The organism is Reyranella sp. GW821-FHT14A01 (assembly GCF_058803965.1).
Genome location: NZ_JBXAPM010000009.1, coordinates 14122 through 34242, shown reverse-complemented (window position 1 = coordinate 34242; position 20121 = coordinate 14122). Strand labels below are relative to the sequence as shown.

At 64.5% G+C, this 20121-nt stretch carries 18 protein-coding genes; 7 read left to right on the top strand and 11 right to left on the bottom strand.

The genetic code is table 11. The features are described from left to right. Positions 1 to 19: 19 nt before the first annotated feature. From AC1ROX_RS16700 to AC1ROX_RS16690, 3 genes are all read right to left on the bottom strand, one after another. Positions 20 to 934 carry an NAD-dependent epimerase/dehydratase family protein gene (locus AC1ROX_RS16700; protein WP_493127088.1) on the bottom strand — a complete coding sequence of 305 codons (915 nt, stop codon included), beginning with the start codon at positions 932 to 934 and terminating at the stop codon, positions 20 to 22. After that, positions 931 to 2262 (bottom strand): ABC1 kinase family protein, encoded by a 1332-nt coding sequence (locus tag AC1ROX_RS16695; RefSeq protein ID WP_493127086.1) that lies wholly within the window; start codon positions 2260 to 2262, stop codon positions 931 to 933. The genes AC1ROX_RS16700 and AC1ROX_RS16695 overlap by 4 nt, the downstream gene beginning before the upstream one ends. A gap of 80 nt (positions 2263 to 2342) precedes the next feature. Beyond that, positions 2343 to 4112 carry a M3 family oligoendopeptidase gene (locus AC1ROX_RS16690; RefSeq protein WP_493127083.1) on the bottom strand — a complete coding sequence of 590 codons (1770 nt, stop codon included), beginning with the start codon at positions 4110 to 4112 and terminating at the stop codon, positions 2343 to 2345. Between the two features lie 552 nt (positions 4113 to 4664). On the opposite strand from AC1ROX_RS16690, the gene AC1ROX_RS16685 reads away from it, so the two are divergent. Further along, positions 4665 to 8171: an indolepyruvate ferredoxin oxidoreductase family protein gene (locus AC1ROX_RS16685; protein ID WP_493127081.1), complete on the top strand. Its 3507-nt coding sequence runs from the start codon at positions 4665 to 4667 to the stop codon at positions 8169 to 8171. 1071 nt (positions 8172 to 9242) lie between these two features. Next, positions 9243 to 10001 carry a hypothetical protein gene (locus tag AC1ROX_RS16680; protein WP_493127080.1) on the top strand — a complete coding sequence of 253 codons (759 nt, stop codon included), beginning with the start codon at positions 9243 to 9245 and terminating at the stop codon, positions 9999 to 10001. 379 nt (positions 10002 to 10380) lie between these two features. On the opposite strand, the gene AC1ROX_RS16675 is transcribed toward AC1ROX_RS16680, so the two are convergent. Then, positions 10381 to 10542, bottom strand: a complete 162-nt coding sequence (locus tag AC1ROX_RS16675; protein ID WP_493127078.1) for a type II toxin-antitoxin system VapC family toxin — start codon at positions 10540 to 10542, stop codon at positions 10381 to 10383. A 36-nt stretch (positions 10543 to 10578) separates the two neighbouring features. Further along, positions 10579 to 10731: a FitA-like ribbon-helix-helix domain-containing protein gene (locus AC1ROX_RS16670; protein ID WP_493127076.1), complete on the bottom strand. Its 153-nt coding sequence runs from the start codon at positions 10729 to 10731 to the stop codon at positions 10579 to 10581. Positions 10732 to 11035: 304 nt separating this feature from the next. On the opposite strand from AC1ROX_RS16670, the gene AC1ROX_RS16665 reads away from it, so the two are divergent. Continuing rightward, complete coding sequence (locus AC1ROX_RS16665) at positions 11036 to 12253, top strand: LLM class flavin-dependent oxidoreductase (RefSeq protein WP_493127074.1); 1218 nt, start codon at positions 11036 to 11038, stop codon at positions 12251 to 12253. A gap of 6 nt (positions 12254 to 12259) precedes the next feature. On the opposite strand, the gene AC1ROX_RS16660 is transcribed toward AC1ROX_RS16665, so the two are convergent. Then, entirely contained in the window at positions 12260 to 12742 is a 483-nt protein-coding gene (locus tag AC1ROX_RS16660; RefSeq protein ID WP_493127072.1) for an Lrp/AsnC family transcriptional regulator, read from the bottom strand. A gap of 123 nt (positions 12743 to 12865) precedes the next feature. On the opposite strand from AC1ROX_RS16660, the gene AC1ROX_RS16655 reads away from it, so the two are divergent. The 3 genes from AC1ROX_RS16655 to AC1ROX_RS16645 all read left to right on the top strand — a co-directional run bounded on the left by AC1ROX_RS16655 (position 12866) and on the right by AC1ROX_RS16645 (position 14168). Beyond that, on the top strand, positions 12866 to 13252 hold the full coding sequence (locus AC1ROX_RS16655; RefSeq protein WP_493127070.1) for a nuclear transport factor 2 family protein: 387 nt from the start codon (positions 12866 to 12868) through the stop codon (positions 13250 to 13252). A gap of 177 nt (positions 13253 to 13429) precedes the next feature. Then, positions 13430 to 13708 carry a hypothetical protein gene (locus AC1ROX_RS16650; protein ID WP_493127068.1) on the top strand — a complete coding sequence of 93 codons (279 nt, stop codon included), beginning with the start codon at positions 13430 to 13432 and terminating at the stop codon, positions 13706 to 13708. A gap of 97 nt (positions 13709 to 13805) precedes the next feature. Next, the gene (locus AC1ROX_RS16645; protein WP_493127066.1) at positions 13806 to 14168 is read left to right on the top strand and encodes a PRC-barrel domain-containing protein; all 363 of its coding nucleotides are present in this window, start codon (positions 13806 to 13808) and stop codon (positions 14166 to 14168) included. A gap of 72 nt (positions 14169 to 14240) precedes the next feature. Here the strand turns inward: AC1ROX_RS16645 and AC1ROX_RS16640 are convergent, their stop codons facing one another. The 4 genes from AC1ROX_RS16640 to alaS all read right to left on the bottom strand — a co-directional run bounded on the left by AC1ROX_RS16640 (position 14241) and on the right by alaS (position 18028). Then, on the bottom strand, positions 14241 to 14657 hold the full coding sequence (locus tag AC1ROX_RS16640) for a hypothetical protein (protein WP_493127064.1): 417 nt from the start codon (positions 14655 to 14657) through the stop codon (positions 14241 to 14243). Between the two features lie 68 nt (positions 14658 to 14725). Next, positions 14726 to 15016 carry a hypothetical protein gene (locus AC1ROX_RS16635; protein ID WP_493127062.1) on the bottom strand — a complete coding sequence of 97 codons (291 nt, stop codon included), beginning with the start codon at positions 15014 to 15016 and terminating at the stop codon, positions 14726 to 14728. A 1-nt stretch (position 15017) separates the two neighbouring features. Beyond that, positions 15018 to 15362 (bottom strand): hypothetical protein, encoded by a 345-nt coding sequence (locus AC1ROX_RS16630; protein WP_493127060.1) that lies wholly within the window; start codon positions 15360 to 15362, stop codon positions 15018 to 15020. Beyond that, complete coding sequence (alaS, locus tag AC1ROX_RS16625; RefSeq protein WP_493127058.1) at positions 15359 to 18028, bottom strand: alanine--tRNA ligase; 2670 nt, start codon at positions 18026 to 18028, stop codon at positions 15359 to 15361. The genes AC1ROX_RS16630 and alaS overlap by 4 nt, the downstream gene beginning before the upstream one ends. A gap of 56 nt (positions 18029 to 18084) precedes the next feature. Here alaS and AC1ROX_RS16620 point away from each other — a divergent pair, with 56 nt between their 5' ends. Further along, on the top strand, positions 18085 to 18780 hold the full coding sequence (locus AC1ROX_RS16620) for a YkgJ family cysteine cluster protein (RefSeq protein WP_493127056.1): 696 nt from the start codon (positions 18085 to 18087) through the stop codon (positions 18778 to 18780). Between the two features lie 179 nt (positions 18781 to 18959). On the opposite strand, the gene recA is transcribed toward AC1ROX_RS16620, so the two are convergent. Next, a complete protein-coding gene (gene recA / locus AC1ROX_RS16615) occupies positions 18960 to 20030 on the bottom strand; it encodes a recombinase RecA (RefSeq protein WP_493127054.1) in 1071 nt (356 codons plus the stop codon). Between the last annotated feature and the right edge of the window lie 91 nt (positions 20031 to 20121).

Sequence of the window (20121 nt, the reverse complement as noted above, 5' to 3'; positions counted from 1 at the left end):
CTATCCGGAATAGTTGCAGCTACCGCAGCGCAGCAAGAACCTCTCGGAAGCCCGCACGGCAGGTGAAGCCCAGCACGCGGGTAGCCTTGCTCGCGTCATAGACGCGATCGATCGTGTCGAACATCGTCCAACCGCGCTTTTCATAGAGTGCGACATACTCGGGGAAAAGACGAGCGACCACCGACGGCGTATCGGTGATCAGTTCGTGGCAGTCCTCGCGGCGAAAAGGCGTCGGGGCAGAGACGATGAACGTGTCGAAGCCGAGCTCCCTCGCCTTGGCCAACGCGACGACATGCGCCTCGGCCGCATCCTCGACGCTGAGGCGGCGGAACAGGAATTCGTTGGCCTTGGTGTTCTCGCCCGACTGCTTGATGGCGTGCGCCATGTCGTCTTCCTCGGGGAAGAAGCGCGAGGTGCGCAGGACGATCACCGGCAGTCTGTGCAGGTGATTGAACAGGCGGCACAGCTCCTCGGCCGCGAGCTTGGTGACGCCATAGATGTTGCGCGGCTTGAGCGGCGCCATCGTCTCGTCGATCCACACCGCTTGCTTCGCCCCACCCGCCTTCCCGTCGCGAATCTCCTGCGAGATCATCAGCGAGGTCGTCGAGGTGAAGACGAAGCGGTCGACCGTCGAGCCCGGCGCCACCGCCTCCTCCAGCAGGTTCAGCGTGCCCTGTACGTTGACGGCCACGAACTCCGAATTGTCGTGGGTCTCGATGTGGGGCTTGTGACGCGCCGCGGCGTGCACGATGGCCGTGATGCCCTCGTCGCGGATCACGCGATGGACCAGCGCGCGGTCGACGACCGAACCCACGACGCTCGTCGTGGCGCCCGGCTCCGGATCGAGCCCCACGACCTTGCGCCCGTCGCGCACAAGCCTGGGCACGAGGGTCTGGCCAAGCCAGCCCGACGAACCCGTCACAAGGATGTTCACGCGAGCCCGGCCTCTTTCAGCGCCAGGTCCTGCCGCTGCGTCAGCGCATCGACATCGAAACCATCGATCAGCTCCTCGAAGAGCTGGTGCCAGTTGATCGAGGCGCGGAGGTGGATGAATACCGAGCCGAGGCCGATGGCAGCGCGGTCCATGAATACGAACTCGCGCGGCGGCCGCACGCCGCCCATCTTGCGCAGCTCGCCGAACACGTTCTGCGCCATCTCGCGGCCATAGCCCTCGGCCATGCCCTCGGTGAGGCGGCGCGGCCGGTCGTCCATCAGCGGGCCATAGAGGAAGGCGGCCCAACGGTTGAGGATGGCGACCATCTCCTTGCTGAGACCCGTGAAACCCCAATCCTCGTAGGCCGCGACGGCGCGCGCCTCGTCGTCGGTCATCAGCGCGCGATAGAGCTCGATCGAGCCGCGCACGAAGCGCGGCGGGAAGATGCGGATGCAGCCGAAATCCATCAGGTTCACCGAACCGTCCGGCCGCACCGAGTAATTGCCGAGATGCGGATCGCCGTGGATGGCGCCGTAGAAATAGAACGGCACGTACCAGGCGCGGAACATCGCGATCGCCAGCGCGTCGCGCTCTTCCTGCGAACGGGTCTTCCAGTTGAGCAGCGGCTCGCCGTTCAGCCAGTCCATGGTGAGGAGCCGCTCGGTGGAATGCGAGGCCACGACGCCGGGCACGTGCACGCGGGCCTCGTCGCGCAGCATGTGGCGGTAGAGCGCCGCGTGCTTGGCCTCGCGGCGATAGTCGAGTTCCTCGCGCAGGCGGTTGGTGATCTCGGCATGGATCTCGTCGGTGCGGATCGCCGGATCGAAGCGCTGGCCGATCGCGAACACGACCTTGAGCTGGTTGAGATCGGCTTCCAGTGCCGAGGACATGTCGGGATACTGGAGCTTGGCCGCGACCTCGCGCCCGTCGAGGAGCGAGGCACGATGGACCTGACCCAGCGAGGCGGCGAACGACGCCTCCTTGTCGAAGCGCGCGAACTTCGTCTGCCAGTCGGGCCCGAGTTCGGTGGCCATGCGGCGGCGCACGAAGGCCCAGCCCATGGCCGGTGCGTTGGCCTGCAACTGCGCCAGCTCGCGGGCATATTCCGGCGGCAGCGCGTCGGGGATGGTGGCGAGCAGCTGCGCCGCCTTCATCAGCGGGCCTTTCAGTCCGCCCAGCGCCGCCTTCAGCTCGCCCGCATGCTTGTCGCGGTCGAGGTTGAAGCCGAGATAGCGCTGCCCCGCCAGCTTGACCGCCAGCCCGCCGACTGACGTGCCGACCCGCGCATAGCGGCCGAGCCGCCCGCCGAAGGAATCGCCTTCACTCATGGCTGGGGGCGCGCGACTCCAGTCGCGCGTCTTCGCCTGATGCCAAGGATGATCGCGCCACTGGAGTGGCGCGCCCCCAGCTACAGCTTCTCGAGTTCATCGATGAAGCCCGAGATCACGTCGAGGCCCTTGTCCCAGAAGGCGGGATCGGAAGCGTCGAGGCCGAACGGTGCCAGCAGCTCCTTGTGACGCTTCACGCCGCCCGAGCGCAGCATGTCGAGATACTTTTCCTGGAAGCCGTCGGGCCTGGCCTGGTAGGCGGCATAGAGCGAGTTCACCAGGCAATCGCCGAACGCGTAGGCGTAGACGTAGAACGGCGAGTGGATGAAGTGGCCGATATACGACCAGTAGTGCTTGTACTCGTCGTCGAAGGTGAAGGCCGGGCCGAGGCTCTCCTTCTGCACCGCCATCCAGATCTCGCCGATCGCATCGGGCGTCAGCTCGCCCTCGCGCCGCGCCATGTGGATGCGCGATTCGAAATCGTAGAATGCGATCTGGCGCACCACGGTGTTCAGCATGTCCTCGACCTTGCCGGCCAGCATCGCCTTGCGCGTGGCCTTGTCCGGCGCGGTCTTGAGCAGCGACTGGAAGGTCAGCATCTCGCCGAACACCGAGGCGGTCTCGGCGAGCGTGAGCGGCGTGTCAGCCATCAGCGGGCCCTGCTTGGCCGCCAGCACCTGGTGCACGCCGTGGCCCAGCTCGTGCGCCAGGGTCATCACGTCCCGCACCTTCCCCTGATAGTTCAGCAGGAGATAGGGATGCGCCGACGGCACCGTCGGATGGGCGAAGGCGCCCGGCGACTTGCCCGGCCGGGCCGGTGCATCGATCCAGCCGGTACCGAAGAACTTCCGGCCCACGTCGGCCAGCTCGGGCGAAAAGGCATTGTAGGCGTCGAGCACGATCTTTTCGGCCTCGGGCCACGGGATCGTGCGGTCGTCATGTTCGGGCAACGGCGCGTTGCGATCCCAGTAGGGCATGGTCTCGACGCCGAACCACTTGGCCTTCAGCTTGTAATAACGGTGCGCGAGCTTCGGGTACGCCGCCTTCACCGACGCGGCCAGCGCATCGACGACCTCGTCCTCGACCACGTTGGCCAGGTTACGGAACGATTGCGGCCGCGGGTATTTGCGCCAGCGGTCGTCGATTTCCTTGTCCTTGATCAGCGTGTTGGTGATCAGCGAGAAGACCGCGATATTGTCGCCCTGCACCTTGCCGAACGACTTGGCGGCTTCCTTGCGCACCCCGGCATCCTTGTTGGACAGCCTGTCGAGGATCTGCGGCTCGCTCAGCATTTCGTTGCCGAACGGATAACGCAGCCGCGCGATCGTCTCGTCGAACAGGCGCGACCAGGCGCTGCTGCCGACCACCGACTGGTCGTGCTGGTACTTTTCCAGCTCGTCGGAGAGCTGGTGCGGGCGGAACAGGCGCGCGTCGCGCAGCCATGGCGCATACTTGGCGAGCTCCGGCGCCTTCAACTTCTCCGCGAGGTCGGCCTCCTCGATCTTGTTGATCTCCAGCCGGAAGAACAGGAGCCTGGAGCCGATGTTGTTCAGCTTCTCCGAGATATCCTGGGCGAAGCGGTTGCGCTCGGGATCGGACTGGTCCTGCGCCGAATAGAGCTGGGCATAGGAGCCGATGCGCCCCAGCAGGTCGCTCATCGCCTCGAGGCGGACGATGGCGCTGCCCAGCGCCTTGCCGTCGAGCCCGACGATCCCGCCTTCGTAATCCTTGGCAAACGCCTCCGCCTCGGCCGCCGCGCGCTTCAGGTCGGCATTGAGATCCGTCCCGCTCGGACTGGAATAGAGGTCGGCTAAGTTCCAGGTCGGCAGATCGCCCAGCACAACGTTCATCTACAAACTCCCTGCGTCGCCGCTGATATGGGGCGCGACCTGCTACGTGCCTAGAGGCGCGCCGGATCGCAGTCGTCCGATCTACCACGCTTCCCGGCTCGACGGGGACCAGCTCGAAGCCGCGCATCTCGCCCGTCGTCGGGAGGCTCCGGCCCGGGGCAAATGGCGCGCGATGTCAGTTAAGCGAGAATTGTCATCCCGAGCGTAGCGAGGGACCGTTGGGACCACCGATGAAGGGTCCCTCGCTACGCTCGGGATGACAATGTGCGTTAAATCGGGGCGGCCAGATAGAGCCGGGAATCCTTAGGCCGCAGTCGACGGAGAGAGGGGATGCCGTGCTCGATGGTCACGTTGGGCGTCACGCCGACGTCGAAGTCATGGTAGCCGACGCTTACAACATTTCACATAAACAGGGCACCGTGAAACGGCCACACCGCGCCGCCGGTCCGGGCTTACGTAAACCGTCGTTTTTCGGTCACCATCGCCTTCCGCATTGCCCGACGCGTGCAAACGTCGCTACCGTTCCCATATTGAAATGTCAGGGAGGTTGCCATGCCCCTCGCGGTGACCCTGGACGACAAGTACGTACTGGAACGTGGACGCGTTTACCTGACCGGGACGCAGGCGCTGGTGCGCCTCCCCATGATGCAGCGCCAACGCGACGTTGCGGCCGGCCTGAACACCGGCGGCTACATTTCCGGCTATCGCGGCTCGCCGCTGGGCGGCTTCGACCAGGCCCTGTGGCAGGCCAAGAAGTTCATCAAGAAGAGCCATATCGAGTTCCAGCCCGGCACCAACGAGGACCTGGCCGCGACCGCCCTGTGGGGCACCCAGCAGATCCACCTCTACCCCGGCGCGCGCTACGACGGCGTGTTCGGCATGTGGTACGGCAAGGGCCCGGGCGTCGACCGTTCGGGTGACGTCTTCAAGCACGCCAATTATGCCGGCACCTCGAAGCATGGCGGCGTCGTGGCCCTCGCGGGCGACGACCATATGGCGAAGTCCTCGACCGTCGCCCACCAGAGCGAGCCGGCCTTCATGTCGGCCGGCATGCCGGTCATCCACCCCGCCGGCGTCCAGGAATATCTCGACTGGGGCCTGCATGCCTTCGCCCTCTCCCGCTACTCGGGCCTGTGGGTCGCCTTCAAGGTCCTGAGCGAGACGGTCGACAGCTCGGCTTCCGTCTACATCGACCCGCACCGGGTCGAGATCCACACCCCCACCGATTTCGTCCTGCCGCCCGACGGCGTGCACATCCGCTGGCCCGACGATTGGCTGGGCCAGGAGCGCCGCGTCGTCACGGTGAAGCAGCCCGCCGCGCTGGCCTACTGGCGCGCCAACAAGCTCGACCGGCTGATGCTGGGCCGGCCCGACGCCCGCTTCGGAATCGTCACCGTCGGCAAATCCTATCTCGACGTGCGCCAGGCGCTGGACGAGCTGGGCGTCGGCGACGCGGAGGCCGAGGCGCTGGGCCTCGCCATCTACAAGGTCGGCATGGTCTGGCCGCTCGAGACCGAGGGCGCCACCGCCTTTGCCGCCGGCAAGCGCGAGATCCTGGTCATCGAGGAGAAACGCAACCTGATCGAGCAGCAGCTCAAGGACGCGCTGTTCAACGCCCCGGCCGACCGCCGGCCCGTCGTCGTCGGCAAGACCGACGAGCGCGGCCAGAAGCTGCTCAAGACCGACGGCGAACTGACGCCCTTCGAGATCGCCTCGGCGATCGTCGCCCGCTTCGGCCTCGACTCCTTCAGCAGCCGCACCAAGGAACGCTTCGAGGCGCTGAAGCGCCGCGCCGGCCGCCAGGTGCGCAACGAGGCCGGCCTCGCCCGCGTCCCCTATTTCTGCTCGGGCTGCCCGCACAACACATCGACCAAGGTGCCCGACGGCTCGATGGCGATGGCCGGCATCGGCTGCCATACGCTGGCCATCGGCATGGAGCGCAACACCAAGACCTTCACCCATATGGGCGCCGAGGGCGTGCCGTGGGTCGGCGCCAGTCACTTCACCGACATGCCGCACGTCTTCCAGAACCTGGGCGACGGCACCTACTTCCATTCGGGCTATCTCGCAATCCGTCACGCGGTCGCGACCAACACCACCATCACCTACAAGATCCTCTACAACGACGCCGTGGCCATGACCGGCGGTCAGCCGCACGACGGCAACGTCCATCCCTGGACGATCAGCCAGCAGGTCTACGCCGAGGGCGTGCGCCGCATCGCGCTGGTGAGCGACGAGCCCGACAAGTACCCGGTCGGCACCGAATGGGCGCCGCATGTCAGCTTCCATCACCGCGACCAGCTCGACGAGGTCCAGCGCGAGCTGCGCGAGGTCAAGGGCGTGTCGGTCCTGATCTACGACCAGACCTGCGCCGCAGAGAAGCGCCGCCGCCGCAAGCGCGGCACCTTCCCCGATCCCAACAAGCGCGTCTTCATCAACGAGGCGGTCTGCGAGGGCTGCGGCGACTGCTCCGTGAAGTCGAACTGCCTCTCGGTCGTGCCGGTCGAGACCGAGTTTGGCCGGAAGCGCGCCATCGACCAGTCGTCCTGCAACAAGGACTTCTCCTGCCTGAACGGCTTCTGCCCCTCCTTCGTGAGCGTCGAGGGCGGATCGCTGAAGAAGGGCAAGGCGGTCGCCGCGAAGAAGACGGACGCCGCGACTGCCACGGCGGCTGAGCCCGAAATGCCGGCCGCGCCGACGCTGCCGTCGGTCGCGGACAAGCCCTACGGCGTCCTCATCACCGGCATCGGCGGCACCGGTGTCGTCACCATCGGCGCCATCATGGGCATGGCCGCCCATATCGAAGGCAAGGGCGCGACCGTGCTCGACCAGCTCGGCATGGCCCAGAAGGGCGGCGCGGTGATCAGCCATGTCCGCATCGGCGCCACGCCCGAGGCGCTGCACGCCGTGCGCCTGGCCGCCGGCGGCGCAAACGTGCTGCTGGGCTGCGACCTGGTCGTCAGCGCCAGCCCCAACGCGCTGGCGAGCCTCGAGCCCGGCGTCTCGCACGCCGTCGTCAACACGCACGAGACCATCACCGGCGAGTTCACCCGCCATCCCGACCTCGCCTTCCCGAGCAACACGCTGAAGCTCTCGGTCGAGGCTGCGGCCGGCGCCGACGGCGTCGAGTTCCTCGACGCGACCGGCATTGCCACGGCACTCATGGGCGATTCGATCGCCACCAACATGTTCGTGCTGGGCTACGCCTACCAGAAGGGCTTGATCCCACTGGCCCACGAAACGATCGAACGCGCCATCGAACTGAACGGCGCCGCCGTGCCGATGAACCTCGCGGCCTTCCGCTGGGGCCGCCGCGCCGCCCACGATCGCGCCGCCGTCGAGAAGATGGTCGCGCCGAAGGAAACCAAGGACAACGTCGTCGCCTTCACGCGCACCCAGCCGAAGACCCTCGACGAGATCGTGGCCTCGCGCACCAGGCACCTGACCGGCTACCAGAACGCGGCACTGGCCCAGCGCTACAAGGCGCTGGTCGACAAGGTCCGCGCCGCCGAGACGAAGATCGGCCACACGGGCCTGGCCGAGGCCGTCGCGCTCTATTACTCGAAGCTCCTGTCCTACAAGGACGAGTATGAGGTCGCACGGCTCTACAGCGAGACCGCCTTCCAGGCCGGCCTCAGCAAGCAGTTCGACGGCGACTACAAGCTGAAGTTCCACCTCGCCCCGCCGCTCTTCTCCAGCCGAGACCCGCAGACCGGCCAGCTCATCAAGCAGGAGTTCGGCGCCTGGATGCTCCCGGCCTTCCGGATGCTGGCGAAGCTCAAGGGCCTGCGCGGCACCCGGTTCGACGTGTTCGGCTACACCGAGGAACGCAAGACCGAGCGCCGCCTCATCACTGACTACGAGACCCTGATCGACGAGCTGCTGGCGACCCTATCCGCGCAGAACCACGCGCTGGCGATCAAGCTCGCCTCCATCCCCGACGACATCCGCGGATACGGCCACGTGAAGGACGCGCATCTGGTAAAGGCCAAGAAAAAGGAAGCCGACCTGCTCCACCACTGGCGAAATCCCGAGGCGATGAAGGCAGCGGCGGAGTGATGCCTTCAAGGGGCTTCAGGCTTCTGAACTCTTCTGGATATCCTTCAACATAGATTGATCAGATATATTTTGCTGCCCTAGGTGAGCCTGACGGAATGGTCACCAGGCACCCTGCGCACACAATCCATTCCAATCCCCAATCTCACCGTACTATGTATGCTTAGAAATCAACGACTCCAAAAGTAGACAACCTATGCCGGCAATGCCGCATCCAGACTTCTCCGCACCCGAGAAGCAGACCACAATCTGGCGATATATGGATTTCGCGAAATTCCTGGCAATGCTTGAGAATTCCGCCCTGCATATGACCAGTATCGCAGCCTTAAGCCGAGATGATCCCTACGAAGGCCAACTTACAAATCTTCAAGCACGCCTTATTAGCGATTTGGACAGTGCTCCAACCTCGGAAATACTGAGAACGCTAGGCCTTCAACCCTCAACAGGTAGCGAGGGCGCGCACTCCTTTCTTCGGAGTTTTCGAAGACTTTTCGTAGACTCGCGCGTGATACTCAATTCCATTTTCGTCAACTGCTGGCATATGAACTCATCTGAGTCAGATGCCATGTGGAGATTATATTCCCTCCAAGGACAAGGCATCGCCATCCAATCATCTTATGATCGATTGGAACGATCACTTCATATGGCATTGCAAGAGCTGCAGATCGGAGTAGTCAATTACCACGACTACGATTCTCACTCGATTCAACTTGGCAATATCTTCTTTCCTGCGATGTCAAAGCGCACCAGCTTCGATCACGAAAAGGAACTACGAATTGCGACACTAAAAATAGAGGACAATGAACACCCGAATCCCATTGGGATTAGCGTTACATGCGACGTAGAGATACTCATAGAGAAAGTCCTGATATCTCCCAGATCCCCGGCATGGAATGTTGATCTGGTCAAATCACTACTCCGCCGATATCGCCTCAATCCGAATTTGGCCACTCAATCCAATCTCTACACGCGAGATCATAGATCCGCGACTTGAGAACCGGAGTAACTGTAGATCTTCGCCAAACACTGCCACGACGGCACTTATTCGTCCTCGAATCGCTTCTCAGACGCCGAATGCTTGATGATGGTTGTAATTTACTCCATATCCACAACATCAAAAAAGGGCAAACGATGAACTGGGATGACAATTGGACCCGCGCGCTCGTAACGGTTGGCGCGGCAGCCGCTGGAGCAATAGCGACTGCATTAGTTGGCGCCTATGCTGCAAATCGCAAAATTCGGGAAGTGGAACTGCAGTACCTTTACAAGCTACGCGATGGTTATCTTGATAACGCCAGGAAAGTAGCGGGCGAGGTATATATTCCCATTAGCATTGCTCTTACGAGCCTCTCCAATAGCTACGAGAGACTCGCCGTGAATTCAGCAGAAACTCCGACCGAGAATGCTAAGGCAGAATTCAGAGCCGAGTGCCTACAATATATCGATACGATTGATGAGCTTCTTGCACGAGGTGCGGACGCTTATCTTACTACTGAACTTGATGAAAGGCTTAATGACTTTAGGAACTTTGTCCGCAATTCCATTGATCAGCAGCATGTAATTATACGACGCATTCTAACTACAGATTTAACTCTATTTGGGTTATCTTTTTCTCCGCGAGCGAGCATAGATTCGAGAACTAAGTCGCGCTTTCAGCGGACTCCTATTCCGGATCTCTCAGTTGGCACTATTGGCATTCGACTTAAGTACTCTCAGAGAATTCTTGCAGCACCTCTTGAGTCATCAGAATTCGAGGCTCGACTCAAAACGGAGATTCCTCAGGTAAAATTTTTGGTGAAAGAAGTCGTCCTGGGATCAAATCCTCCCAGCTAACGAGCCAGGCCGACCAAGCCATGCGGGAAAGGTGGACTCTGTGACAAGCCAGTAGACGCAAAACATCGGGAGCTAAGTATTAAGGCGCCTGCTTGCTCACCATAGTTCTATATTCGAGGATTTGTGCCGCGTACCATCGATGACAAGACTCAATGTGCCCGATATGCATGCCATGATCGACCACCGCCTGGCCAAATCGGGTGTTGGCGGTGACGACATAGGTTCCCAGACGCTTCGCGAGCGCCAGGTAGAGGCAGTCGTAGACCGGGTGTTTGAGCTGGAGGCCATCGCATCGCCTCCGGAAGATCCTGCTCTAGCGGCATGCTCGCGACCGGCGCCTTGGTAAGTTCGCTCAGCCGCTCCTCGGCTTCCGCGGGCGTCAGCTCACCTCGAACCGTGCGCGCCACAGGGCGTTTGCGGCTCGGAGCAACCATAGCGAGGGCGCTGCCAGATCCTTCTCTAGCAGCTCTTCGGCTACGTCGCTCCCCGGCTCCTCCAGCACCCATTTCAGAACGATCGATGCGTCGACGACGATCGTCATCGGGAGTCGCGATCCTCGCGGCTGAGGTCGGCTGCCTCAGCCTGGATCCTGCCGGCGGTCTGGGCGCGCAGGCGCCCGGCCCCGTTTGCGGAACTCGTTGCGGCCGCTGCGCAGGGCCTCTTCGAGGATCAGGCGGTGCTCGGCCTCGGCGCTGAGGCCGTTGGCGGCGGCGCGCTCCTTAAGGGCCAAGACGAGGCTTCTGGGATGTCTCGAACCAGAAGCTGCGCGATGGCGGGGTGATATGGTAAGATGTCAACCTCGCTGGATGTCGATCAGCAGGCCGTTGGAAAGTCGGCGTTCCGGCAAATAAACGAAACAAACGCAATAAACGACTCAAACGAATCGAGAACCTCATGCCTTGGAAGAGGTATGATAATACCGCGGACGAGTAGATATTGTATCTCGGCACCTCCACAACCCCATTTCATTGACCGATTGCAGCCCATTTGCGCCAGCGCAAATCCACGTCATGCTCTCCTCAAGGAGGAACGACATGAAATTCGGCATCTTCTACGAGCTGCAACTGCCCCGCCCGTGGGCGCCGGGTGACGAGCATCGGCTCTATCAGAACGCACTCGACCAGATCGAGCTGGCGGACCGGCTGGGCTACGACCACGCGTGGCAGGTCGAGCATCACTTCCTCGAAGAATATTCCCACTCGCCGAGCCCTGAGTCCTTCCTCGCGGCGGCGAGCCAGCGGACCAAGAACATCCGCCTGGGCCACGGCATCTTCCAGGTGACGACCAACCATCCGACGCGCGTCGCCGAGCGGGTCGCCACCCTCGACCTGTTGTCGAACGGGCGCTGCGAGTTCGGCATGGGCGAGAGCGCCTCGATCACCGAGCTCGAGCCGTTCGGCGTCACCATGGAGAACAAGCGCGAGATCTTCGAGGAAGCGGTCCGCGCCATCATGCCGATGTTCAAGGACGGGCCCAGCGAGCACCAGGGCAGGGTCTGGAACATCCCGCTGCGCATGGTCGTGCCCAAGCCGCTGCAGAAGCCGCACCCGCCGCTCTGGGTCGCCTGCTCGCAGCTGCAGACGCTGACCAAGGCCGGCGAATGGGGCATGGGGGCGCTCGGCTTCCAGTTCGTCTCGGCCGATGCCGCGCATGCCTGGGTGCACGCCTACTACAACGCCTTCGTGAAGCGGCAGAAGAAGCTCGCCGACTACAAGACCAATCCGAACATCGCGCTGGTCAGCTTCTTCATGTGCGCCAAGACCGACGAGGAGGCGCGCGAACGTGCCGACGGCGACACGTTCTTCCAATTCGCGCTGCGCTTCTACGGCCAGTCGGCTGACCGGCGCCGCCCGGCCGCCGGCACGGTCAACATGTGGGACGAGTACCAGAAGTGGAAGAAGGCCAATCCGGAGCAGCATGCCGCCGCGCTGCGCGGCGGCCTGATCGGCTCGCCGGAAACCATCCGCCGCAAGCTGAAGAAGTTCCAGGCCTCCAACATCGACCAGGTCGTGCTGCTGAACCAGGCCGGCAAGAACCGCCACGAGGATATCTGCGAATCGCTCGAACTGTTCGCCAAGGAAGTGATGCCCGAGTTCCAGGGCGCCCATCCCGAACTGCTGAAGTGGAAGGAGCGCGTCCTCGATCGCCAGATCGAGCTGGAGGAGATCGACACGACGGCCTTCACCGATCGCTACGGTGGCACGATGAAGGGCATTGCGCCCACGACGCAGAGTGTCCGCGCCGCCGAGTGAGCGGCGTCAGGGCGCAAGGTGCCCCAGCGGCAGCACCGCGCCGGCCTTCAGGGTCTGGATCGCGATGGTGCTCTTCACCTCGCGGACCAGAGGCAGGTCCAGAAGCTTGCCGACCAGGAAGCGCTGGTAAGAGTCGAGGTCGGGCACGGTGACTTCCAGGAGATAGTCGGCATCGCCCGCCACCATGTGGCAGGCGATGACTTCCGGGAAGGCGACAGCCTCCTCCTCGAAGGTCGTGGCGCGATCGTCGGCATGGCCCTCGATCTTCACGCCGACGAAGACGGTGAGGCCGAGCCCGATGCGCTTGCGGCCCAGCATCGCGCGGTAGCCCTCTATGTAGCCCTCGTGCTCCAGCCGGTTGACCCGACGCAGGCAGGGCGACGGCGACAGGCCGACCTTCTCGGCAAGATCGACATTGCTCAGGCGGCCGTCGGCCTGCAGCGCAGCCACGATGCGCCGGTCGATCGCGTCGAGTTCTTCGCTTGGCATTTTTCTCCTCCCGGCTGGCCCACAGCGCAATGACGTGCCAACGGATAGGCTTTTGTGGGCTATAGACGCAAGGACATGCCGGCCGTCCCTGGAGGAAATTTGCCTCCCGCCAAGGAGGCCTGCATGACCGACCAGACCGAAACCGAGAGCTTCGCCGTTCCCAACGCCATCGCCGACACACTCCAGCGCTATATCGACGGCGCGCGGTCGGGCGACATCGCTTTGCTGCGCTCGGCCTTCACAGACGGCGCGCGTGTAAGCGGCAGTTACGGCGGCAAGCCGGTGACGTGGAGCCTGGCCGAGTTCTGCGACGCCGTCGCCAAGGGTGGCCCCGCGCCAGGGCTGGAGGCCCGCATCGTATCGATAGAGCCCGCCGGCGGTGCCGCGATGGCGCGGCTGGAAGCGCTCAACTGGCGCGGCACGCGCTACACGGATTTCTTCGTGATGGTCCGGCGCGAGGGCGATTGGCGGATCGACAGCAAGGTCTTCCACGCGCACGCGCGCGCCTGAGGCGCTCCGCAGCGGTGGAAAACCCCGCCGCGGGTCGCAGCAATGTCACAAGCGGCACCATGCCGGTGCCACTTCAGTTCGCTAGTTAACGTTGAAAGGAGAAACCGCACCGAAGATGCGGCCAGTTGGTCTTGCCCTGCGGACGCGATGGGCCTTTAGTGATGCGAGGGGAAGACGATGTCACGCAGCCTGGATGCTCCACTCAGTCCCAACGAGGAAGTGACGTTGCGTCGAGTTGCGCTCGGTATTTCCCCGATGAAGGACCTTGCCCCGCGTGACCTGATGCGCCTGACATCGCTGTCGCTCGTGGAGATCGACGCCGGCGTGGCACGCCTCACCGACTTCGGCCGCCAGCGCTATCGTTCCCTTCCCCGCGCCGCCAATGCGAGGGACGTCTCCTCCTATGAAGCGATGATCGTCGCCGTCGGCGAAAGGTTGCGCAAGGCGCCCGAATAGGGCCGTTCAAGTTCAATGTGAAGTCTTTGCGACCTCCCGCAACTGGCTGGGTGAGCCCGCGTTCCTCAGGCACCCAATCACCGAACAGGAGAGAGCAATGACCGACCTGACCCTCACGCCCAAGAACCTGATCGCCGCCGAGCGCGTCACCGGCACCGACGTCTACAACCTGCAGGGCGACAAGCTCGGCACCGTCGAGGACATCATGATCGACAAGGTGAGCGGACGCGCCATCTATGCCGTGATGTCGTTCGGCGGCTTCCTCGGCCTCGGCGAGAAGCACCATCCGCTGCCCTGGTCGACGCTGAAGTACGACGAGCGCCAGGGCGGCTATGTCGTGGCCCTCGACAAGAAGATCCTGGAGGGCGCTCCCACATACGACGATGCGGAGAATTTCAGCTGGACGCCGGACTATGGCCGCCAGGTCGACAAGTATTACGGTGTGCCGACCTACTGGTAAGCGCGAAGTCCGAACGCTACCGGCCGGTTGCCTCCGTGGAGGCGATCGGCCGGTATTTTTATGCCGGTATTCTTATGGCGTGACCTTCTGGCAGCCGGCGCCCTGCCAGCGATAGCCCTGCGCCGAGCCCGAGACCATCGTCCATTCGACGATGCAGCTCTGGCGCACCAGGGTCGGCGGGAAGCCGCCCATCGGGACCCACCAGCCGCCGCCCCAGCCCCATCCCCAACCGCCGAAGCGCTGGTACATCGGCGGCATGCCGGGATCGATGTAGGACGTGTCCCATCGCCATTGCAGGATCTTGGCGCCATCCTCGAGCTGGTAGGTGTTGTCGGGGATGCGGCCCATGCTGTTCAGCAGCCCGGCCTCCGGCGCGCCCGCCATGGCGCGGAGCTGATTGTCGAACACGGCCTCACGCTCCGCCCGTGTCTCGCAGCCGCCGAGCAGGATGACGAGGCCAAGGAAAGCAAGGGCTTGCCGGGTCGACATGGGTTCATTCTAGCGCGCCGGCGCGCACCGTTCACGAGCAATGACGGTTCGTCAGCCGACCCATGCGATTATTTGATCGCGCCCAGGTATTTCTTGCAGTCGTAGGTGAGCTGGTTGGTCATCTGGTCGTCGCAGGGCTTTTGCCGCTCGATGAGGATCGCGGTCGCATAGAAGACGAACACGCCCAGGATCCAGACAGTGATCGACCAGCTCATGGCGTTGTCCAGCCGCCGGTGGAACGCCGGCGTGGCGCGCGACGGCGCCGCCACCGACACGGCACCGCGCACCAGCATGATGGTGAGGGGGAAGGTCGCGACGCCGCTGGCCAGGTAGATCAGGAAAATCGTCAGCGCGCCCATGTCACCATGTCAGCTTGGGCATGGGGATCGGCCCGTTCTGCTTGGGTGCCCAGCCGCGCGCTTCCATGCAGTTCGCCATGCTGCGCTCGAAGCTGTACTTGTACCCTTGGTTGGCCATGTCGGAGTAAAGCCCCTGCTGGCCGTAGCGCTCGCGCTCGGAGGCGAACGTCGCCCGGCGCTCGTCGTCGATGTTGCGCTCCTGCTGCGCCCTCGCCCGGACCTGGGTGCGGCACTGCGATTCGTCCTTCGTGAACTGCTCGGCGTTGCTGCCTTCCTTGGCGAAGTCCTTGGGCGCGCAGGCCGACATCGCCGCCGCCGCCATCACGAGGGCGAGCGCGAGCTTCATGCGGCGCCTGCCAGCGCCGCCTCGATGGCCTTCAGCGCATCGGACGCCTTGCTTCCGTCAGGACCGCCGCCCTGCGCCATGTCGGGCCGGCCGCCGCCGCCCTTGCCGCCCAGAGCCGCCACGCCCGCCTTCACGAGCTCGACGGCGCTGTGGGTCTTGGCGAGGTCTTCCGTGACGCCGACCACGGCCGAGGCCTTGCCGTCCTCGACGCCGATCAGCGCCACGACGCCCGAGCCCAGCTTCTTCTTGAACTCGTCGGCCATGCCCTTGAGGTCCTTGCCCGGCACGCCGTTCAGCACGCGGCCGATCAGCTTGACGCCGCCGACCTCGCGCACCTCGTCGGCCGCCGCAGCACCGCCCGAGCCGCCGCCGGCCAGCGCCAGCGCCTTGCGCGCGTCGGACAGTTCGCGCTCGATCTTCTTCTGGCCCTCGACCAGCGCCGCCAGCCGCGCCGGCAGGTCCTCGGGCCGCACCTTCAGGGTCGCCGCCGCCTCGGCCAGCAGGTCGGCCTGGTGACGGACATGCGCCTCGGCCGCATTACCGGCCAGCGCCTCGATGCGGCGGACGCCGGCCGCGACCGCGCCCTCGCCCACGATCTTGAACAGGCCGATATCGCCGGTGCGCCGCGCATGCGTGCCGCCGCACAGCTCGACCGAGTATTTCTCGCCGCCGGGAACGTCGGCATCGCCGCCCATCGAGAGCACGCGCACCTCGTCGCCGTACTTCTCGCCGAACAGCGCCATGGCGCCGGCCGCGATCGCCTCGTCCGGCGTCATGAGACGCGTCTCGACCGCCGAGTTGTGGCGGATGCGGTCGTTCACCTCGTCCTCGATCTTGCGCAGCTCCTCCGGCGAGACCGCCTTGGTGTGGCTGATGTCGAAGCGCAGCCGGTCGGGCGCGACCAGCGAACCCTTCTGCGTGACATGCTTGCCGAGATGGCGGCGCAGCGCCTCGTGCAGCAGGTGGGTCGCCGAATGATGGGCGCGCAACTGGGCACGGCGGATGGGGTCGATGGTCATGACGAGATCGTCGCCGACCTTAAGCTCGCCCTTCTCGACCTTGGCGTGATGCGCATGCAGATCGCCCACCATCTTCTGGACGTCGGCGACCGACGCCTCGTTGGCGCCGCTCACCAGCCGGCCGGCATCACCCTGCTGTCCACCCGACTCGGCGTAGAACGGCGTCTGGTTGGTCACGATCCAGCCGGTCTGGCCGGCCTTCAGGGACGAGACTTCCTTGCCGTCGAGCAGGATCGCCTTGATCTGGCCCTCGGCGCGCTCGGTGTCGTAGCCCAGGAACTCGGTGGCGCCGGCCTTCTGGCGCACGTCGAACCAGATCGCCGTGTCCGCCGTCTCGCCCGAGCCGGCCCAGGCCGCGCGCGCCTTGGCGCGCTGCTCGTCCATCGAGGTCTCGAAGCCCGCCGTGTCGACCTTGATGTCGCGCGCGCGCAGCACGTCCTGCGTCAGGTCGAGCGGAAAGCCGAACGTGTCGTAGAGCTTGAACGCGACCTCGCCCTTCAGCGTGCCGCCGGCGCTCAGGCCCTTGGTCTCGTCCTCGAGCAGCTTGAGGCCGGTGCCCAGGGTCTTCTTGAAGCGCGTCTCCTCGAGCTTCAGCGTCTCGGTGATCAGCGGCTGGGCGCGCGACAGTTCGGGATAGGCATCGCCCATCTCGTGCACCAGGGTCGGCACCAGCTTGAAGATCACCGGGTCTTGCGCGCCCAGGATGTGCGCATGGCGCATCGCGCGGCGCATGATGCGGCGCAGGACGTAGCCGCGGCCTTCGTTCGACGGCAGCACGCCGTCGGCGATCAGGAAGGAGGTCGCGCGCAGATGGTCGGCGATGACCTTGAGCGAGGCGCTCTGCGCGCCGTCGGGATCGACGTTGATCTCGTGCGCCGTCGCCTCGATCAGGGCCCGGAACAGGTCGATGTCGTAGTTGTTGTGCTTGTGCTGCAGGACGGTCGCGAGCCGCTCAAGGCCCATGCCGGTGTCGATCGAGGGCTTGGGCAGAGGAACGCGCTCTTCCTTGGTCACCTGCTCGAACTGCATGAAGACCAGGTTCCAGATCTCGATGAACCGGTCGCCGTCCTGGTCGGCGCTGCCCGGCGGGCCGCCCGGGATGCTCTCGCCGTGGTCGTAGAAGATCTCCGAGCACGGGCCGCACGGGCCGGTATCGCCCATCGCCCAGAAATTGTCCGAGGTCGGGATACGGATGATCTTGTCATCCGACAGGCCCGCGATCTTCTTCCAATGGCCGGCCGCCTCGTCGTCGGTGTGATAGACCGTGACCAGCAGCTTGTCCTTCGGAAGGCCGTAATCCTTCGTCAGGAGGTTCCAGGCGAGCTCGATCGCGTGTTCCTTGAAGTAGTCGCCGAACGAGAAGTTGCCCAGCATCTCGAAGAAGGTGTGGTGCCGGGCGGTGTAGCCCACATTCTCGAGATCGTTGTGCTTGCCGCCGGCGCGCACGCATTTCTGCGAGGTCGCCGCCCGCGAATAGGAACGCGTCTCCAGGCCCGTGAAGACGTTCTTGAACTGAACCATGCCGGCGTTCGTGAACATCAGCGTCGGGTCGTTGCGAGGCACCAGGGGGCTCGACTCCACGACTTCGTGGCCGTTCTTGCGGAAGTACTCTAGGAAGGTGCGGCGGATTTCGCTGACGCTTTGCATGCCGGCCTTGTAGCGTGCGCCCGCCCGCCAAGTCCAGAACAGGGAACCCAGGCTAAATGGCCGCCGAGGCCCATTCTACCGCCACTCTTCGCCTCTCCGTGGGAGACCTCCGGATCGTCCATCCGATCACCGTCCCGACCGGCCCGGTGGCCGCGGCGGACGTCGTTCCTGCCCTCCAGGGGCTGGTGAACGCGGTGGTCACGGCGGCCGAGGCCGGCAAGGCGATCTCCTGCCGCAAGGGTTGCGGCGCCTGCTGCCGCCAGCTCGTGCCGATCTCGCGCACGGAGGCTGAACGGCTGCTGGTGACGGTCGCGGCCCTGCCGGCCGGGCGGCGCGCCGTGCTGCAGGCCCGGTTCGCCGCTGCCGAAGCCGCCCTCGCCGCCGCCGACCTGAAGGAACGCAAGGGCCGGCCCGACCGCGAACTCTCGACCGGCTACTTTGCGCTGGGCATCGCCTGCCCCTTCCTCGAGGAGGAGAGCTGCTCCATCCATCCGGACCGGCCGCTGGTTTGCCGCGAGTATCTCGTCACGTCGCCCGCCGAACTTTGCGCCGGGCCCGAGCAGGAAGGCGTGACGCCCGTGCCGGTGCCGAAGGTCTCGCTGGCGGCGCGAGGCCTGCAGGACGAACGCGAAGAGTGGTTTCCGCTGGCGCTGCTGATGGATTGGGCGAAGAGCCGCCCCAAGGCCGGGGCGCGGCGCACGGGGCCGGAGTGGATTCAGAAGTTCCTGAAGGGGATGTCGCGGAAATCCTGAGGGTGTGCTGCACCGCTCGTGTCTTTTCTGCGCTGTGCGGGCTCTCGCGCATTTGAATGCGCTGCCGCCCGCCCCGCCCATTTTCTTTAGGCGCCAAAGGCGCCCAAAGAAAATGGGCGGTGCCACGCGTGGGGTGTGGCACCGCCCTTAGGGACCCGGAGACAGGGGATCGGGGTCCGCTATTCCTCGTCGTCGTCGTCTTCCTTGCCGCCCTCCATCAGGGCGTTGGCGAGGATGCCGGCGTTGGCACGCACCTTGTTCTCGATCGCATTGGCGACCTCGGGGTGCTCCTTGAGGTAATTCTTGGCGTTCTCGCGGCCCTGGCCGATGCGGGTGCCGTCGTAGGAGTACCAGGAGCCCGACTTCTCGACGACGCCGGCCTTCTCGCCGAGATCGATCAGTTCGCCGGCCTTGGAGACGCCCTCGCCGTACATGATGTCGAACTCGACGACCTTGAACGGCGGCGCCACCTTGTTCTTCACGACCTTGACGCGCGTGGCGTTGCCGACGACCTCGTCCTTGTCCTTGAGCGCGCCGATACGGCGGATGTCGAGGCGGACCGAGGCGTAGAACTTCAGCGCATTGCCGCCCGTCGTCGTCTCGGGGCTGCCGAACATGACGCCGATCTTCATGCGGATCTGGTTGATGAAGATCACCAGCGTGTTCGACTTGGAGATCGAGGCGGTGAGCTTGCGCAGCGCCTGGCTCATCAGGCGGGCATGCAGGCCCGGCAGCGAATCGCCCATCTCGCCTTCGAGCTCGGCGCGCGGCACGAGGGCGGCGACCGAGTCGATCACCAGCACGTCGATGGCGCCGGAGCGTACCAGCGTATCGGCGATCTCGAGCGCCTGCTCGCCGGCGTCGGGCTGGGAGATCAGCAGGTTGCCGATATCGACGCCCAGCTTCTTGGCGTAGCCCGGATCGAGCGCATGCTCGGCGTCGATGAAGGCGCAGGAACCGCCCTTCTTCTGGGCCTCGGCGATGACGTGCAGCGCGAGCGTCGTCTTGCCCGAGCTTTCCGGACCATAAATCTCGACGATGCGGCCCTTGGGCAGGCCGCCGATGCCCAGCGCGATATCGAGGCCCAGCGAGCCGGTCGAGATCGCCTCGATCTCCAGCGCCTCGCGCTGGCCGAGCTTCATGATGGAGCCCTTGCCGAAGGCGCGCTCGATCTGGGCGAGCGCGGCATCCAGCGCCTTGTTCTTGTTTTCCATGCCTTCTTTTTCGACCACCTTGAGCATCGCCGACATTGGCTCTCTCCTTCTTCCCATGCCCCTGTCAGGAGCGGCAATGCGGATAAGTCCGCCGCGGGTTGGATCGTCTGGTGGCGCCAATGTACCC

What these genes read in the sequence shown, in the direction of transcription:
- AC1ROX_RS16695 (WP_493127086.1), bottom strand. Translation starts at nt 2,262, where the DNA reads ATGAGTGAAGGCGATTCCTTCGGCGGGCGGCTCGGCCGCTATGCGCGG.
- AC1ROX_RS16675 (WP_493127078.1), bottom strand. Translation starts at nt 10,542, where the DNA reads ATGACGATCGTCGTCGACGCATCGATCGTTCTGAAATGGGTGCTGGAG.
- alaS (WP_493127058.1), bottom strand. Translation starts at nt 18,028, where the DNA reads ATGCAAAGCGTCAGCGAAATCCGCCGCACCTTCCTAGAGTACTTCCGC.
- AC1ROX_RS16630 (WP_493127060.1), bottom strand. Translation starts at nt 15,362, where the DNA reads ATGAAGCTCGCGCTCGCCCTCGTGATGGCGGCGGCGGCGATGTCGGCC.
- AC1ROX_RS16665 (WP_493127074.1), top strand. Translation starts at nt 11,036, where the DNA reads ATGAAATTCGGCATCTTCTACGAGCTGCAACTGCCCCGCCCGTGGGCG.
- AC1ROX_RS16620 (WP_493127056.1), top strand. Translation starts at nt 18,085, where the DNA reads ATGGCCGCCGAGGCCCATTCTACCGCCACTCTTCGCCTCTCCGTGGGA.
- AC1ROX_RS16645 (WP_493127066.1), top strand. Translation starts at nt 13,806, where the DNA reads ATGACCGACCTGACCCTCACGCCCAAGAACCTGATCGCCGCCGAGCGC.
- AC1ROX_RS16685 (WP_493127081.1), top strand. Translation starts at nt 4,665, where the DNA reads ATGCCCCTCGCGGTGACCCTGGACGACAAGTACGTACTGGAACGTGGA.
- AC1ROX_RS16650 (WP_493127068.1), top strand. Translation starts at nt 13,430, where the DNA reads ATGTCACGCAGCCTGGATGCTCCACTCAGTCCCAACGAGGAAGTGACG.
- AC1ROX_RS16690 (WP_493127083.1), bottom strand. Translation starts at nt 4,112, where the DNA reads ATGAACGTTGTGCTGGGCGATCTGCCGACCTGGAACTTAGCCGACCTC.
- AC1ROX_RS16640 (WP_493127064.1), bottom strand. Translation starts at nt 14,657, where the DNA reads ATGTCGACCCGGCAAGCCCTTGCTTTCCTTGGCCTCGTCATCCTGCTC.
- AC1ROX_RS16660 (WP_493127072.1), bottom strand. Translation starts at nt 12,742, where the DNA reads ATGCCAAGCGAAGAACTCGACGCGATCGACCGGCGCATCGTGGCTGCG.
- AC1ROX_RS16655 (WP_493127070.1), top strand. Translation starts at nt 12,866, where the DNA reads ATGACCGACCAGACCGAAACCGAGAGCTTCGCCGTTCCCAACGCCATC.
- recA (WP_493127054.1), bottom strand. Translation starts at nt 20,030, where the DNA reads ATGTCGGCGATGCTCAAGGTGGTCGAAAAAGAAGGCATGGAAAACAAG.
- AC1ROX_RS16680 (WP_493127080.1), top strand. Translation starts at nt 9,243, where the DNA reads ATGCTTGATGATGGTTGTAATTTACTCCATATCCACAACATCAAAAAA.
- AC1ROX_RS16635 (WP_493127062.1), bottom strand. Translation starts at nt 15,016, where the DNA reads ATGGGCGCGCTGACGATTTTCCTGATCTACCTGGCCAGCGGCGTCGCG.